This window comes from Sediminicola luteus, assembly GCF_040566555.1.
Classification (GTDB): domain Bacteria; phylum Bacteroidota; class Bacteroidia; order Flavobacteriales; family Flavobacteriaceae; genus Sediminicola.
The window spans coordinates 428,621-444,134 of sequence record NZ_JBEWYP010000002.1 but is presented as its reverse complement, the minus strand read 5'-3'; the positions used below and the strand labels follow the sequence as shown (position 1 = coordinate 444,134).

13 protein-coding genes are annotated in these 15,514 nt (G+C 40.7%); 4 read left to right on the top strand and 9 right to left on the bottom strand.

Features of this window, described 5'->3' with window-relative positions; all coding sequences use genetic code 11:
- Positions 1 to 90: 90 nt before the first annotated feature.
- From ABXZ32_RS05610 to ABXZ32_RS05585, 6 genes are all read right to left on the bottom strand, one after another.
- Entirely contained in the window at positions 91 to 1,305 is a 1,215-nt protein-coding gene (locus ABXZ32_RS05610) for an aminotransferase class V-fold PLP-dependent enzyme (RefSeq protein WP_408016793.1), read from the bottom strand.
- A gap of 181 nt (positions 1,306 to 1,486) precedes the next feature.
- The gene (sufD, locus tag ABXZ32_RS05605) at positions 1,487 to 2,803 is read right to left on the bottom strand and encodes a Fe-S cluster assembly protein SufD (RefSeq protein WP_354617686.1); all 1,317 of its coding nucleotides are present in this window, start codon (positions 2,801 to 2,803) and stop codon (positions 1,487 to 1,489) included.
- Between the two features lie 69 nt (positions 2,804 to 2,872).
- Positions 2,873 to 3,625, bottom strand: coding sequence for a Fe-S cluster assembly ATPase SufC (gene sufC, locus ABXZ32_RS05600; RefSeq protein WP_062056757.1), 753 nt, complete (start codon positions 3,623 to 3,625; stop codon positions 2,873 to 2,875).
- Positions 3,626 to 3,675: 50 nt separating this feature from the next.
- Positions 3,676 to 5,121 carry a Fe-S cluster assembly protein SufB gene (gene sufB / locus ABXZ32_RS05595; RefSeq protein WP_354617685.1) on the bottom strand — a complete coding sequence of 482 codons (1,446 nt, stop codon included), beginning with the start codon at positions 5,119 to 5,121 and terminating at the stop codon, positions 3,676 to 3,678.
- A gap of 60 nt (positions 5,122 to 5,181) precedes the next feature.
- The gene (locus ABXZ32_RS05590; RefSeq protein ID WP_354617684.1) at positions 5,182 to 5,511 is read right to left on the bottom strand and encodes a HesB/IscA family protein; all 330 of its coding nucleotides are present in this window, start codon (positions 5,509 to 5,511) and stop codon (positions 5,182 to 5,184) included.
- 226 nt (positions 5,512 to 5,737) lie between these two features.
- Positions 5,738 to 5,956 carry a hypothetical protein gene (locus ABXZ32_RS05585; RefSeq protein ID WP_354617683.1) on the bottom strand — a complete coding sequence of 73 codons (219 nt, stop codon included), beginning with the start codon at positions 5,954 to 5,956 and terminating at the stop codon, positions 5,738 to 5,740.
- Between the two features lie 105 nt (positions 5,957 to 6,061).
- Between ABXZ32_RS05585 and thiL the strand changes: the two genes are divergently transcribed.
- Positions 6,062 to 7,111, top strand: a complete 1,050-nt coding sequence (gene thiL, locus ABXZ32_RS05580; protein ID WP_354617682.1) for a thiamine-phosphate kinase — start codon at positions 6,062 to 6,064, stop codon at positions 7,109 to 7,111.
- Here the strand turns inward: thiL and ABXZ32_RS05575 are convergent, their stop codons facing one another.
- Positions 7,112 to 7,366 (bottom strand): hypothetical protein, encoded by a 255-nt coding sequence (locus ABXZ32_RS05575; RefSeq protein ID WP_354617681.1) that lies wholly within the window; start codon positions 7,364 to 7,366, stop codon positions 7,112 to 7,114.
- A 270-nt stretch (positions 7,367 to 7,636) separates the two neighbouring features.
- On the opposite strand from ABXZ32_RS05575, the gene brnQ reads away from it, so the two are divergent.
- Positions 7,637 to 8,932 (top strand): branched-chain amino acid transport system II carrier protein, encoded by a 1,296-nt coding sequence (gene brnQ / locus ABXZ32_RS05570; protein WP_354617680.1) that lies wholly within the window; start codon positions 7,637 to 7,639, stop codon positions 8,930 to 8,932.
- Between the two features lie 85 nt (positions 8,933 to 9,017).
- Here the strand turns inward: brnQ and ABXZ32_RS05565 are convergent, their stop codons facing one another.
- Positions 9,018 to 10,310 carry an aminopeptidase P family protein gene (locus ABXZ32_RS05565; protein WP_354617679.1) on the bottom strand — a complete coding sequence of 431 codons (1,293 nt, stop codon included), beginning with the start codon at positions 10,308 to 10,310 and terminating at the stop codon, positions 9,018 to 9,020.
- Between the two features lie 277 nt (positions 10,311 to 10,587).
- Here ABXZ32_RS05565 and ABXZ32_RS05560 point away from each other — a divergent pair, with 277 nt between their 5' ends.
- Entirely contained in the window at positions 10,588 to 13,446 is a 2,859-nt protein-coding gene (locus ABXZ32_RS05560) for a WD40/YVTN/BNR-like repeat-containing protein (RefSeq protein WP_354617678.1), read from the top strand.
- 104 nt (positions 13,447 to 13,550) lie between these two features.
- Here the strand turns inward: ABXZ32_RS05560 and ABXZ32_RS05555 are convergent, their stop codons facing one another.
- Complete coding sequence (locus ABXZ32_RS05555) at positions 13,551 to 14,516, bottom strand: succinylglutamate desuccinylase/aspartoacylase family protein (protein ID WP_354617677.1); 966 nt, start codon at positions 14,514 to 14,516, stop codon at positions 13,551 to 13,553.
- Positions 14,517 to 14,844: 328 nt separating this feature from the next.
- Here ABXZ32_RS05555 and ABXZ32_RS05550 point away from each other — a divergent pair, with 328 nt between their 5' ends.
- Complete coding sequence (locus ABXZ32_RS05550) at positions 14,845 to 15,513, top strand: succinate dehydrogenase cytochrome b subunit (protein WP_354617676.1); 669 nt, start codon at positions 14,845 to 14,847, stop codon at positions 15,511 to 15,513.
- Position 15,514 lies beyond the last annotated feature (1 nt).

The following is a 15,514-nucleotide window of genomic DNA, read 5'->3' as shown; positions in this document are numbered from 1 at the left end:
ATCCGTGAAGTTTAAACATACAAAAGAGCCTCAAAAAAAATTGACTTTTTTTGAGGCTCTTTTGCCCATTTCCTAAAATTAACTCGAAAATTAAAGTAACATGGCTTTGGCGCGCTTTACACTTTCCACTAAAACATCTACTTCTTCTTTGGTATTATAAAAGCTAAAACTGGCCCTAACCGTTCCTGGAATTTTGAAAAAATCCATGATGGGTTGTGCACAATGATGTCCGGTTCTAACAGCCACCCCTAATTTGTCCAAAATAGCGCCAATATCATAAGGATGGATTCCTTCTATATTAAAGGAAATCACAGCTGTCTTTTCTTTGGCCTCCCCATAAATCTTTAAGCCCTCAATGGCCAAAAGCTGTTTCGTGGCATATTCCAATAGCTCATGCTCATAAGCAGCAATAGCTTCAAAACCTATCCCATTCATATAATCCAAGGCAGCTCCAAAAGCTATCCCGCCACAGATATTTGGCGTACCTGCTTCAAATTTATGGGGCAGATCTGCATAGGTGGTCTTTTCAAAGCTTACCTCAGCAATCATTTCCCCTCCACCTTGATATGGTGGTAATTTTTTTAACCATTCCTCTTTTCCGTATAACATGCCAACCCCGGTAGGTCCGCATAATTTATGGGCAGATACCACATAGAAATCTACATCCAACTCCTGAACGTCAGCTTTAATATGTGGTGCTGCCTGTGCTCCATCAATCAGAACAGCGGCTCCTACATTATGTGCAGCATTAATGATTTCCACAATTGGGTTTACGGTTCCCAAGGCGTTAGACACGTGGTTACAGAAGACAAGTTTTGTTTTATTGGTTAGCAGTTTATGATATTCTTCCATCATCAACTCCCCATTAAGATCCATCGGAATTACCCTTAATATGGCTCCTGTGCGTTCACACAGCATCTGCCATGGCACTATATTGGAGTGGTGCTCCAACGCGGATACCATAATTTCATCTCCTTTATTAAGAAGGGAGGCAAAGCCATTGGCCACTAAATTAATGGCATGGGTAGTACCTGAGGTGAATATGATCTCGTAGGGATGGGCGGCATTAAAATGCTGTTGTATTTTTTGTCTGGATTGCTCGTAAACATCTGTAGCTTCTTGGGACAGCGTATGCACCCCTCTATGGATATTGGCATTGTACCTGCTGTAGTAATCCACGATCACATCTATCACCTGTTGGGGAGTTTGTGAAGTGGCAGCATTGTCTAAATACACCAAAGGTTTTCCATTCACTTCCCGCTGTAGAATAGGGAAGTCTTTTCGGATTTTAAGTACGTCCATCATAGCTAATTCCATAGTTACAAAGGTAACAACTATTTGACTATATGTCCATTAAACCAAGTTGAACATTCGTTAAAATAATACCAAAAATATGAGTATTCCTTAATTAAAACTCAAAACGGAAATCATTAAAAAAGGGGCCAATTGGCCCCTTTTAGGTTAAAGTACTCGGTATACTACGAGTTTATAGATCGAAACCTAAATTAACCCCCAATTTGTTGGCGATCAACTTATTGATTCTTGTTTTTAGTTCTGGAATACGCACACTGGACAATACATTATTGGCAAAAGCATACATTAACAAGGCCCTTGCCTCCTTCATAGGGATACCCCTAGACTGCAAGTAAAACAAGGCGTCTGCATCTAACTGACCAATGGTACAACCGTGGGAACATTTTACATCATCTGCAAAAATTTCCAATTGTGGTTTGGTGTTGATGGTAGCCTTATCACTGACCAAAATATTGTTGTTCTGCTGAAATGCGTTGGTCTTTTGGGCTATTTTATTCACAATGATCTTTCCATTAAAGACCCCTGTAGAATTATCGCCGTAAATCCCCTTGTAATCCTGGTGACTCTCACAGTTAGGTTCAATATGGTGCACTAAGGTGTGGTGGTCCACGTGTTGTTTATCCCCCAAAATGGTTACCCCTTTCATGATAGAATCTATATATTCTCCATTCTGGTAAAAGTTAAGGTTGTTACGGGTCAATTTTCCTCCAAAGGAGAACGTATGCACCCTTACCACACTTTTATCTTTCTGGTCTATATACGTATTGTCTATCAAAGAAGCCGAAGCGCTATCGTTCTGCACCTTGTAGTAATCTACATTGGCGCTTTTGGCCGCGAAGATTTCGGTCACAGAATTGGTAAACACCTCATTGGTAGTTAGACTTTGATGGCGCTCAATAACCTGTAATTCGGCATTTTCCTCCGCTACAATCAAGCTGCGGGGCTGCAACATCATGGCCGCCTCATTACCAGTAGAAAAGTGAATGATCTCTATCGGCTTTTTGGGCACCTTGTTTTTTGGGATATAGATATACGCCCCTTCTTTACTAAAGGCTGTATTCAACGTAGTCAAAGACTCATCTTTAGAAGCTATTTTATTGAAATACACATCGATTACCGCCTTGTAGGTCGGTTTGTTCAATGCAGAACTCATCAAACAGATATCCACTCCGTCATGGGTTGTCTCTGATAGATAAGAGCTGTACACCCCATCGACAAAAACAATCTTATAACTATCTATCTCATGTAAAAAATATCTTTTTACATCCTTATATTCCAAGGAAGTCTCTTTTTTAGGAAACACACTGAAATCTACCTTCAGCAGGCTGTTCAAAGATGTATATTTCCAAGCTTCCTCTTTTTTGGTAGGGAATCCTTTAGTTTCAAAATTCTTAATGGCCTCCGAACGGATGTCGTGTACCGGATGGTCCACATCTACATTGTTCTCAAAAGCCATAAAGGAAGAAACCAATTTCTCTTTTAAATCCATTTTTTTCAATTTTCAGTTCTCAACACATTTTTGTTGGTCATGCCCACAAACCTGTGCTGTTCACTCCAATTATACTGCAGTTTCCGGTTTCAACCAGTCGTATCCTTTTTCTTCCAGCTCCAATGCCAATTCCTTGCCACCGGACTTTACAATTTTACCATTGTGCAATACATGTACAAAATCTGGCACTATATAATCCAACAAACGTTGGTAGTGGGTAATCACGATTACCGCGTTGTCCTTGCTTTTTAATTTGTTCACCCCATTGGCAACGATACGAAGGGCATCGATATCCAATCCGGAATCAGTTTCATCCAAGATGGCCAATTTTGGCTCCAACATGGCCATTTGAAAAATTTCATTTCGCTTCTTCTCACCTCCAGAAAATCCTTCATTCAAGGATCTGGATAAAAATTTACGATCGATTTCCAAAAGTTCAGATTTCTCACGGATCAACTTCAACATTTGATTGGCGGGCATATCTGCCTGACCTTTTGCTTTGCGGGATTCATTGATGGCCGTTTTCATAAAGTTGGTCACGGACACACCTGGTATTTCCACAGGATATTGGAACGAAAGGAAAATCCCTTTGTGGGCCCTTTCTTCCGGTGACATATCTTCCATATTCTCACCTTCCAATTCCACTGAACCCTCAGTCACTTCAAATTCTTCTTTTCCGGCTATCACCGAAGCCAAAGTACTCTTCCCAGAACCGTTGGGTCCCATGATGGCATGCACCTCTCCTGCCTTTACTTCCAGGTTAATCCCATTAAGTATCTCCTTGTCTTCTACACTTGCATGTAGGTTGTTGATTTTAAGCATGTTCAATTTTTTATATATAGTAACTTACTCTTATTGTGTATGGTCGTCGGTTATCCTACAGACCCCTCTAAACTGATTTCCAATAGTTTTTGTGCCTCTACAGCAAACTCCATGGGCAGCTTGTTCAATACTTCTTTGCTAAAGCCGTTTACAATTAGGGCAATGGCCTTTTCCGTATTTATTCCCCTTTGGTTGCAATAGAAAATTTGGTCTTCCCCGATCTTACTCGTAGTAGCCTCATGTTCTATCTGTGCAGTTTTATTTTTTACTTCAATATATGGGAACGTATGAGCCCCACATTCGTTGCCCATCAATAGGGAATCGCACTGTGAAAAATTCCTGGCATTTTCTGCCCTGCTATTTATCTGTACCAACCCTCTGTAGCTGTTCTGTGATTTTCCGGCAGAAATACCCTTGGATATAATGGTACTCCTTGTGTTCTTGCCCAAGTGGATCATTTTAGTACCTGTGTCTGCCTGCTGATAGTTATTGGTCACAGCAATAGAATAAAATTCACCTATGGAATTATCTCCTTTAAGAATACAGGAAGGATATTTCCAAGTTACTGCGGACCCAGTCTCTACCTGTGTCCAAGATATCTTGGCGTTCTTTTCACAAATCCCTCTCTTGGTAACAAAGTTGTACACTCCGCCTTTACCCTCTTTGTTTCCAGGGTACCAGTTTTGAACTGTTGAATATTTTATCTCTGCATTATCCAGGGCAATAAGTTCCACCACGGCTGCATGCAATTGATTTTCATCTCTGGACGGTGCGGTACACCCTTCCAAATAACTTACATAACTGCCTTCGTCTGCAATTACCAAAGTCCTTTCGAACTGTCCTGTCCCTGCTTGGTTGATCCTAAAGTAAGTGGACAGTTCCATTGGGCAGCGAACTCCTTTTGGAATGTAACAGAAAGATCCATCAGAAAATACCGCTGAATTTAGAGCTGCATAAAAATTGTCTTTCTGAGGCACCACAGTGCCCAAATGTTTGCGCACTAATTCAGGATGCTCTTGTATGGCTTCGGAAATAGAACAGAAAATAATTCCTTTTTCCGCCAATGTCTTTTTAAAAGTTGTTGCTACAGAAACCGAATCCATCACGATATCCACGGCTACACCTGCCAATTTCTTTTGTTCGTCCAAAGAGATCCCCAACTTTTTAAAGGTCTCCAACAATTCTGGATCTACCTCATCAATGCTATCGTACTTTGGCTTCTTGTTTGGTGCTGAATAATAGGAAATAGCCTGAAAATCTGGCTTGGTATAATTTACATTGGCCCATTCCGGCTCTATCATTTCCTTCCAGACACGGAAAGCTTCCAATCGCCAATCTGTCATCCATTGTGGCTCTTCCTTCTTTTTGGAAATAGCCATAACAATATCTTCGTTAAGACCATTTGGAAAGGTATCCGATTCTATATCTGTGTAAAAACCATATTCATATTCTTTGGTCTCCAGCTCCTTCTTTAATTCTTCCTCTGTATATGCCATATTAGCAACTTTACTCCCAAAAGGGATTTTACATATTATTCTTTATTCGATAAGTTCCTGTTACAATGAAAAGCTCTCGCCACATCCACAGGTCCTCTGCGCATTTGGGTTGTTGAACACAAACCCTTTCCCGTTTAGTCCGCCTGAGTATTCCAAGGTAGTGCCCACTAGGTACAAAAAACTCTTTTTGTCCACAATGATCTTAACCGCGTTATCCTCAAACATTTTATCTGACTCTTCAATTTTATTGTCAAAACTAAGGTCGTAGGAAAGTCCACTGCAACCTCCGCTTTTTACACCCACACGGACATAATCTTTTTCCGCATTATAGCCGCTCTCCGTCATTAGGGAGACCACTCTATGTTTGGCTGTTTCCGATACTTTAATCATATCTAATTGGATTTATTCTAAATAATTTACAAATATAAGGTATAAGTAGGGTTTTCCCATACTTCCTAACATTAATATAACGTATTTAGGTATAGGCTTTTCCTATGTTCGATGAATTTTAAAGAAATTAAATATTCGCATAACCACAAAAAAAACCAACAAAAAGTTCCAGGAACAATTTGTCGGTTTTTTCATTGGAAATTACACTCGGGCGAACTAGCCTATCTTAGTTATCGTCTCCGATTTCTTCAATTTTTTTATCGATTTCTTCATTTACTTCTTTGTCCGCCTTTTCTCCTGCTCTTTCAAGGATGCCCTTTTCTTCTTTCGCTTCTTCTTTTACCTCTTTTTCAATAACAATTGTTTTTTCTTTGGTCTCTCTACAAGAAACCAATGAAAAGGTCGAGAAAGCTAATATAGCCAGCGCAAAAATAACTTTTTTCATAGTATTACAATTTTAGAATTTAGCAATGTACAATTATTGTCCGTCATCCAGGAAATTAAATTCCATTTATGTATTAATCAGACATATCCTTCTTATTTTTGCAGCATGCTTGAAAATAAAAATACAGAAAATACATCTTTGGAGTCTTTGGGGGAATTTGGTTTGATAGAACATTTGACCAAAAATTTTACCCTTAAAAATGAATCCTCCATTAAAGGTATCGGCGATGATGCTGCGGTTTTGGACTTTAAGGAAAATAAGGCAGTTATTTCCACCGATTTATTGATTGAAGGGGTCCATTTTGACCTCAGTTATATGCCGCTAAAACATTTAGGTTATAAATCCGTGATGGTGAACCTATCCGATATTTATGCCATGAATGCCAAAGCGACCCAGGTTACGGTTTCTATAGCCGTTTCCAACCGTTTTCCATTGGAAGCTCTCGAGGAATTTTATAGCGGCGTGGAATTGGCCGCGGAAATCTACAATGTAGATGTTGTAGGGGGCGACACTACTTCCTCTACCAAGGGGATGTTGATCAGCATCACAGCAATTGGCGAGTCAAAAGAAGAAGATATCACCTATAGAAACGGCGCAAGACCCAACGACCTACTGGTGGTTTCTGGAGATTTGGGAGCCGCTTATTGCGGACTTCAGGTCTTGGAGCGTGAAAAGGAGGTTTTTAAAGTGAACCCAAACAGCAACCCGGACCTTTCCATGTATACCTATATTGTGGAGCGTCAATTAAAACCAGAAGCAAGAAGGGATATTGTAGAACTATTAAAGACACTGGATGTGAAACCTACCTCTATGATCGACATCAGTGACGGACTATCATCAGAAATATTGCATTTATGCAAACAGAGTGGGGTTGGGTGTAATTTGTTCGAAGACAAGATTCCTTTAGATCCAACGGTAATAGCTGCCTGTGAAGAATTTAATATAGACAGCACCTTGGTAGCGCTCAGCGGAGGCGAGGACTACGAGCTACTGTTCACTATAGACCAAAAAGAATTCCTGAAAATAAAAGGCAATCCCAATTTAACCGTCGTGGGGCACATGACAGATCAAAACGAAGGGGCACATTTAATCTCCAGGAATAATTCAAAAATTCCATTAACCGCTCAGGGCTGGAATTCATTTTCCAATGACTAATTAGGCAACTTGTTGCGTGGTAGTCCTATGTTTTTTCTGATATAAATGTTCAAGGGTATTATTGATATCCTGGCGTTCAGGGGTCAAACTAGAAAGATTGCCACTAACATCCGTAGTCACTTCCTTTTGACAGTGGATACATTTGTACTCTTTAATGTGAAAGGTAACTCTTTTTGATACCGCGTAGTGATGTCCAAAAATGCCGCAGCAAAAGGAGCTGAGCTTTGTGCCGTAGTTAGAAAATACTTTTTTCATAATGTAGGTTTTTAGGTGCGCATTGGTTCGGTTTGGGGACCTTAAATGCAAAAGTTAGACTAGGTTTCTTCGGGGTAATAGCAACTCATTGAACTGCTTTAATTTAACAACGCTATTAGATACGTTAATATTGGGTGAATTGGATGTTTTTTTTACTTTTTTCGATGAACGCAACTCTTTTTCTCGACCCCCCTTATTTTTGTCCGATGAAATACACGTTTTGCCGTAAGTGATTTTCCATTATCTTTCGCTCGATTTTTTTTGCCAAATATGAATAAGACCAAAGAAACCCTAATCACCGCCTTTGCCCTTTTTTCCTTGTTTTTTGGTGCGGGAAATTTAATATTACCTCCATTATTGGGTTTTAAATCTGGAGATCTATGGTGGTTGGTGACCCTTGGGTTTTGCATCTCCGCAGTGCTTATCCCCATCATGGGAATTTTGGCACACGCAAAACTACAGGGAACCATCTTCGATTTTGGTAAAAAAGTGTCCCCAACATTCAGCTTGGTCTATTCCCTTATTATATACGCTATTTCCATTGGTTTGCCGTCCCCAAGGACAGCTTCGGTGACCCATGAGATCGCTATTCAACCTTTTTTTGAAACCCCCTATCTCCTTACCAGTATTATATACTTTGCTCTGGTCTTTCTTTTTGTGATAAACCGATCCAAACTATTGGATATTTTAGGCAAAATACTGACCCCGGCCATTATATTAATCCTATTGTTGATCACAGGCACAACCCTATTTTTTGAAGATTTCAATTTTGGGGTTTCCCAATTTAAAAGTCCTTTTACCGATGCCATCCTCGAAGGTTACCAGACTTTTGATGCCATTGGCGCCGTGGTGGTGGGAGGAGTGATCATTGTTTCCATCAATCTAAAAAGTACGGGTTCTTATGCTGAGAAAAGAAGTCTTATCCGCCGTGCAGGATGGTTGGCCGGCTTGGCCCTCTTTTTAATCTACGCAGGGCTTATTCTATCTGGTGCCCTGATGTTTGACAGGTTTGATCCGCAAATTACAAGGGTCGCCTTACTGACCGGCATAAGCACAAATACCCTCGGCAGTACTGCCAATCTGTTTTTAAGTCTTTTGGTTAGTTTGGCTTGTTTTACTACGGCGGTAGGAATAGTAACTGGTACGGCCGACTTCATAAAATCACGCTTTAAGGAATCACAATTGGCCTTTACCATCACAGCCGTTATCGGATGTCTGTTGGGTGTCCTTATGGGACAGTTTGATGTAGCTTACATTATTGCAGTGGCCTTGCCGGCCCTTATGTTCATCTACCCAATTACCATAGTACTGATCTTATTGAACGTGGCACCGGAGAAATGGGCGACGACCTTTGTTTTTAGGGCGGTAATTGTAATGACTATCATTTTTAGTATCCCCGATTTCATGAACAGCATAAGCCTTGGGAACTACATGGAAAAGATAAACCCTTTTATTCCTTTGAGCGATTACAGCCTAGGATGGGTATTGCCCGCTTTTGCAACTTTTATAATTGCGAATCTTCTTGAACCAAAGTCTCCAAAAAACAATAGGGAATCATTAAGTTAGATAAAAAAAGTGGGGCTGTTTAAAGCCCCACTTTTTTAAGATATTGTTTATTGCCATTTTGAGAACCAATCTCGGAACTTAGGCATTATTGATTCATCAACGATTCAATTTCCTCAACTTCAATCGGGATATTGCCCATTAAATTGAAAGGTTCTCCCTTTTCCTGGATCACCACATCATCTTCCAAACGAATTCCAAAACCTTCTTTAGGAATATAAATTCCAGGTTCTACCGTAAAGACCATGTTTGCCTTCATTGGGGTCTTTAATAGTCCATAATCATGGGTGTTGAGCCCAATATGGTGACTGGTACCGTGCATAAAATACTTTTTGTACGCTGGCCAGTCCTTATTTTCATTTTGCACATCGGCCTTGTCCAGCAAGCCCAAGCCCAGAAGTTCCGAGGTCATCATTTTCCCCACCTCTTTGTGGTATTCTGCCCAGATTGTTCCAGGCACCAACATTTTGGTTGCATCATTTTTCACCCTGAGCACAGCTTCATAAACTGCTTTCTGACGTGCTGTAAACTTTCCATTTACCGGGATAGTCCTACTGAGATCACTTGAATAATTGGCATATTCCGCCGCAACATCCATCAACAACAAATCCCCATCCTTACACTGTTGGTTATTGACCACATAGTGCAGCACATTGGCATTGTTCCCAGAAGCAATAATAGGAGTGTAAGCAAAGCCCTTGGATTTATTCCTCAAAAACTCATGCATCAGCTCCGCCTCTATCTCGTACTCCCAGACACCAGGTTTTACAAACCCCAACAATCTCCTAAAGCCTTTCTCGGTGATATTGCAGGCCGTCTGCATTATATCCAATTCTTCTGGCTCCTTAATACCTCTGATCTCCTGCAAAATGGGATTGCTCTTTGCCCATTGGTGGGCTGGGAAATCTGCCTTACATTTCTTAATAAAGCGGTCTTCCCGTGTTTCGGTGACAACAGCTTGTCTGTAATGCTCATTGGTGTTGAAATAAATAGTGTCTGCCTCTGTCATGAGGTCAAAGAATATCTTGTCGAAATCACTCAACCAATAAACAGTTTCTATCCCCGAAACTTCAGTAGCCTTCTCCTTGGTCAGTTTTTCACCTTCCCATACCGCAATATGATCATTGGTTTCGGTCACGAACAGTATTTCCCTGTGCTTTTTATCCATGGCATCCGGAAAAAGAAGCAATCTGGTTTCTTCCTGGTCCGCACCACTTAGGTAAAAAATATCCCGATGTTGCTCAAAGGCCAAGGTACTATCTGCACCTATAGGGTATACATCATTGGAATTGAAAACAGCAATGCTCTTAGGCTTCATTTGAGCCATAAACTTTTTGCGGTTTTTAATAAATAATGAATTGGGAATTAGATCGTATTTCATCTGTTGATTTTGATTAATTTCTTATTACATGGAGCCCTCAAAAACAAGTGTTTTTTACAGCTTCTTTATTTTAGGTTTTCCATAAATTTTTCGAATTTCCCAAAAGTAGCGAAATCAATATCCAATCAAAAAAAAGCGGCCAGTAATTAAATTTCTTTAACTTTTATTTATACAATGCTCCGCTTGGACCCATCACAATTACCCCATTGTACAAACACTTTTGGCAATGGAACAAATTGCTTAACTTACCCCCTATTCTCTAACTCATTTTACTTCAATGAAAAAATTATTCTTATCAGTTATCTTGGTATCCACAGTAATTGGATCCGCTCAAATAGCCCCAACCCAAAAGGCTGAAATCCAAAAAGCCCTCCAGCAAAAGGAGTCAATGGACGCCAGTTCATTGGTGAAAAATATTCCGTTCAAAAATATTGGCCCCTCCATCATGAGCGGCCGTGTAGTTGATATTGATGTCAACCCTAGCAACCCAACAGAATTTTACGTAGGCTATGCGTCTGGTGGATTATGGTACACCAATAACAATGGCACATCTTTTACCCCGGTCATGGACAATAGTATGACCCAGAATGTGGGGGATATTGCCGTTGATTGGAAGACCGGAACTATATGGGTAGGTACCGGGGAAAATAACGCATCCCGATCTTCCTACGCGGGGATTGGAATTTTAAAATCCACGGACAAGGGCAAATCATGGCAACAAATGGGTCTGGAGGACTCCCACCATATCGGAAGAATAATCTTAAACCCGTCCAATCCAAACGAGGTGGTGGTTGGTGTTACCGGACATCTGTACTCGCCAAACGAGGAACGAGGTGTCTTTAAAACCACTGACGGTGGCAAAACTTGGAACAAAACCCTTTTTGTTTCAAAGGATGCGGGGATCATAGACGTGGCCATGGCTCCCAATAATTTCAACATCCAATATGCTGCATCTTGGGAAAAGGATAGAAAGGCATGGGATTTTATCGGTAATGGTAATGGGTCCGGAATTTATAAAAGTACGGACGGAGGGACCACTTGGAATAAGGTTTCCACTCCCCAAAGCGGATTCCCAACCGGAGACGGTGTTGGTAGAATAGGCTTGGCCGTCTTTGATGAAAACACGGTTTACGCCGTTCATGACAGTCAGTTTAGACGTGAAAAAACAGGTGCATCCGAAAAGAAGTCAGAAGGCCTGACCAAAGAGGATTTTAAAACCATGAGCGTAGAAACCTTCTTAAAATTGGAAGACAAAAAATTAAATGAATTCTTAAAGACCAATGGTTTTCAAGAAAAATACCGCGCCAATAACGTAAAGCAATTGGTAGAAAGCGGTACAGTAAAACCCATAGATATCGCCAATTATTTGGAGGATGCAAATTCCATGTTGTTCGATACGCCTGTTGTAGGCGCCGAAGTTTACAGAAGTGAGGATGGAGGAAAAACCTGGAAGAAGCGCAACGAAAAATATATAGACGACCTATTTTATAGCTACGGGTATTATTTTGCTCAAATTGCCGTTGATCCCAATAATAAGGATAAGGTGTATTTGGCAGGTGTTCCTATTATTAAGTCCGATGATGGTGGAAAAACATATACTTCCATCAATGGGGACAACGTGCATTCTGACCACCATTCAATTTGGATCGACCCAAATATGTCCGGCCATATTGTGAACGGTAATGATGGGGGAGTCAATATCTCCTATGACGATGGCGCCCATTGGATCAAGAACAATACCCCATCCGTAGGACAGTTTTACTACATCAATGTGGACAATGAGGAACCGTATAATGTATATGGCGGACTTCAGGACAATGGCGTTTGGGTAGGTGCCCATAATTCCGAGGAAAACACAGAGTGGCACCAGAATGGACAATATCCTTGGAAATCGATTATGGGCGGAGATGGGATGCAGGTGCAGATCGACTCCAGGAACCACAACATAGTCTATACCGGATATCAGTTCGGAAACTACTATAGATTGGATTTGGAAAAGGACAAACAAACGTATATTCAACCCAAGCACGAATTGGGAGAAACCCCATATCGTTTTAATTGGCAAACCCCAATTTTACTCTCTTCCCATAACCAGGATATCTTATATCTGGGAGGGAACAAATTACACAGATCCATGAACCAAGGCGATGATTGGGCAACCATTTCTGGAGACCTGACCAATGGCGGAAAAGAAGGCAACGTAGCTTATGGTACGTTAGCGACTATTTCTGAATCTCCCTTTAAATTTGGATTGATCTATACAGGTAGTGATGACGGCCTTGTTCAAGTAACACAAAATGGTGGCAACAGCTGGGAGCTTTTAAACCCGACCGGCAATAACAAACCCGCTGAACTTTGGGTGAGCCGAGTGGTGGCCTCACAACACAAAAAGGAAAGGGTATATGTCACCTTGAACGGATACCGATGGGATGATTTTACCCCTTATGTTTATATGAGCAACGATTACGGGAAGACTTGGAAAAACATTGCAAATAATATTCCGGTATCTCCTGTTAATGTCATTATTGAGGACCCAACCAATGAAAATGTATTGTTTGTAGGAACAGACAACGGGGTTTATGTTTCTTTTGACCAAGGAGCAACTTGGGAGGCTTTCTCAGAAGGACTTCCAAAGGTTGCGGTGCACGATTTAAAAATCCAGGCAAAGGCGAAGCATTTATTGGTGGGCACCCATGGTCGGAGTATATATAAGGCCGATATTGCTCACTTACAGCAAATAAAGGCCAGCGATCTCAACAAAAATCTTGTGGTGTTCAAGGTTGAGGATATCAACCATTCCGGAAGATGGGGCAATTCGTGGAGCTCGTGGTCCAAACCCAGCACCCCAGGTATAGACCTTACATTTTATACAGCCAAAGCGGGTGATTTTACCTCCAAAGTATTGACCGATGACGGTATAGAGGTGAGTCAGGCTCAAATACAAGCCAATAAAGGTTTTAACGTGCTGTCTTATGACGTAGCCTTTTCCAAAGCAGGAAAATCTGCATTTCTAAAGAAAAACAAAATGGAGCTGAAGGAAGCGGGAGATGGCAAAACGTACCTGCCCAAAGGAAAATACACCCTGGAGGTATCTGGAAATGGAAGCACGGAAAAAGTAACTTTCGAATTGAAATAGTCCGATTGAATGTTTATTACAAATAAAAAGCCCCGATCCAAATGGTTCGGGGCTTTTTATTTCCTTCTATTAAATTTGTTTCTTAATCCATCAGAACAAATTCCTTATTTCCCAACGTGAAAAAGGGCATCCCCCTGATTCACCACAGCCTGATTGTTAATACAAAATACAAAGCCATCATAGGGAGCTTTTATTTCCTTATTGTAGGTGGCAAAAGTATCGGCTACAATGCCCAATACCTGACCTTTTGTAATTTCAGAACCATTGGTCACCTTTGGGATAAACATACCTGCCGTTGGGGCCCGCAACCATTTTTTAGATAAAAGATGTTTGCTTCGCTCTTGCTTTTTCAACAAAGGATTGATCCTGTCTATCATTTCAAAATTGATAAGAACGTTTAGAATCCCTTGAATCCCCCGTTTGATGGCAAAATCATCAAAACGCATGCTTTCCCCTGCCTCGTAAACTATCGTTGGAATCCCCTTTCTAAAGCTGGCCTTTCGAAAAGATTTGTTGATCAGATCGGAAGAAAAAGTAAGAGGGGCATTGAAGATATCCGCTATTTGCTTACTGGCCTGATCTCCTTCAGTATACCGTACTTGAGGGAAGTTGTTATGACGCGCACCTCCCGTGTGAAGATCAATACCATAATCGATCTGTGGGAATATTTCTGAAGTGTAGTGATGGGCAATCCTACTTGCCAAAGACCCTGTTTTGCTTCCAGGAAAACTTCTGTTGACGTCCTTTCCATCCGGCACATCACGGGAAAAATGTATAAATCCGAAGACATTCAATAAAGGCACCACTAAAACAGCACCTCTTTTCACCTTGAAATACTTTTTGTGCAACATCCGTCGTACGATCTCAATCCCATTGATCTCATCTCCATGGAGTCCCGCCTGAATAAGCACTGTTGGTCCAGGTTCTTTCCCATTGAAAACGTAAATAGGGATGTCGATCATCGTTCCCGTTGGGAGTCGATCTATATTGATATGTAACAGTTTTGCTTGTCCTGGAGATACACGCTCCCCCTTAATTACGATATCCTTATTTTCTTTTACTAATTCCATATCTTTTTTCCTTATCCTCTTACAGGGAGATGTTTCCTGATGTCATAAATCTAGCTCCAAAAGTAAGCCTTCCCTAGGTTTAGTTCCTAAGTTCCGGGATTATCTTTCAAATAAAATAGCTACAATTCTACTCCTAAGTCGTTAAAAAAATACAAAAATTAGATATTGCTTTTGTTGAACATTTTTGAATAATCTAAATCGTTTTCGCCCTAAAACTTAAACTTGTTGAAAAGTTCTTTAAACTGGTTCTAAATAATAGCAGTAATACTGTCTAAAGTTTGTTAATAACTCTCCTGTACTGTAAATTTGTCATTAAAACTAATAACTAATGAGTGGTTTGACAAAATCATCTATCGCCAGAAAAGTAGTAATGGCTTTATCTGGCCTTTTTTTGGTCTTATTTCTTGGGCAACATTTTACCATCAACATTACTTCGGTAATTGCTCCCGACACTTTTAACGAATGGTCGCACTTTATGGGCTACAATCCACTGGTGCAATATCTACTTCAGCCGATCTTGATCGCTGGGGTGATCGTTCATTTTGTAATGGGATTTGTACTGGAAATACAGAACAACAGAGCAAGAGGGGTGAAGTACGTAAAGTACAACGGAAGTTCCAACGCCCCTTGGGTATCGCGAAATATGATTGTTTCGGGTGCTGTGATCTTGGCCTTTTTGGCATTGCATTTTTATGATTTCTGGGTACATGAAATGACCTACAAATACATTGAGAGCAGTCCCCAGGATCCAACGAGATACTATGCGGAAACTGTAGAGAAATTCGAGCCAATATGGCGTACGGTTTTATATGTGATTTCCTTCGGTTTGTTGGCATTACATTTGTTGCATGGCTTTGCCTCATCCTTCCAAACTATGGGGGTCAACAACAAATACACTCCAGCGATTCAAAAGTTCACGAAGATCTATGCGATTGTAATCCCATTAGGGTTTGCCTTCATCGCCTTATACCATCACTTTAACCCAATTACACATTAAT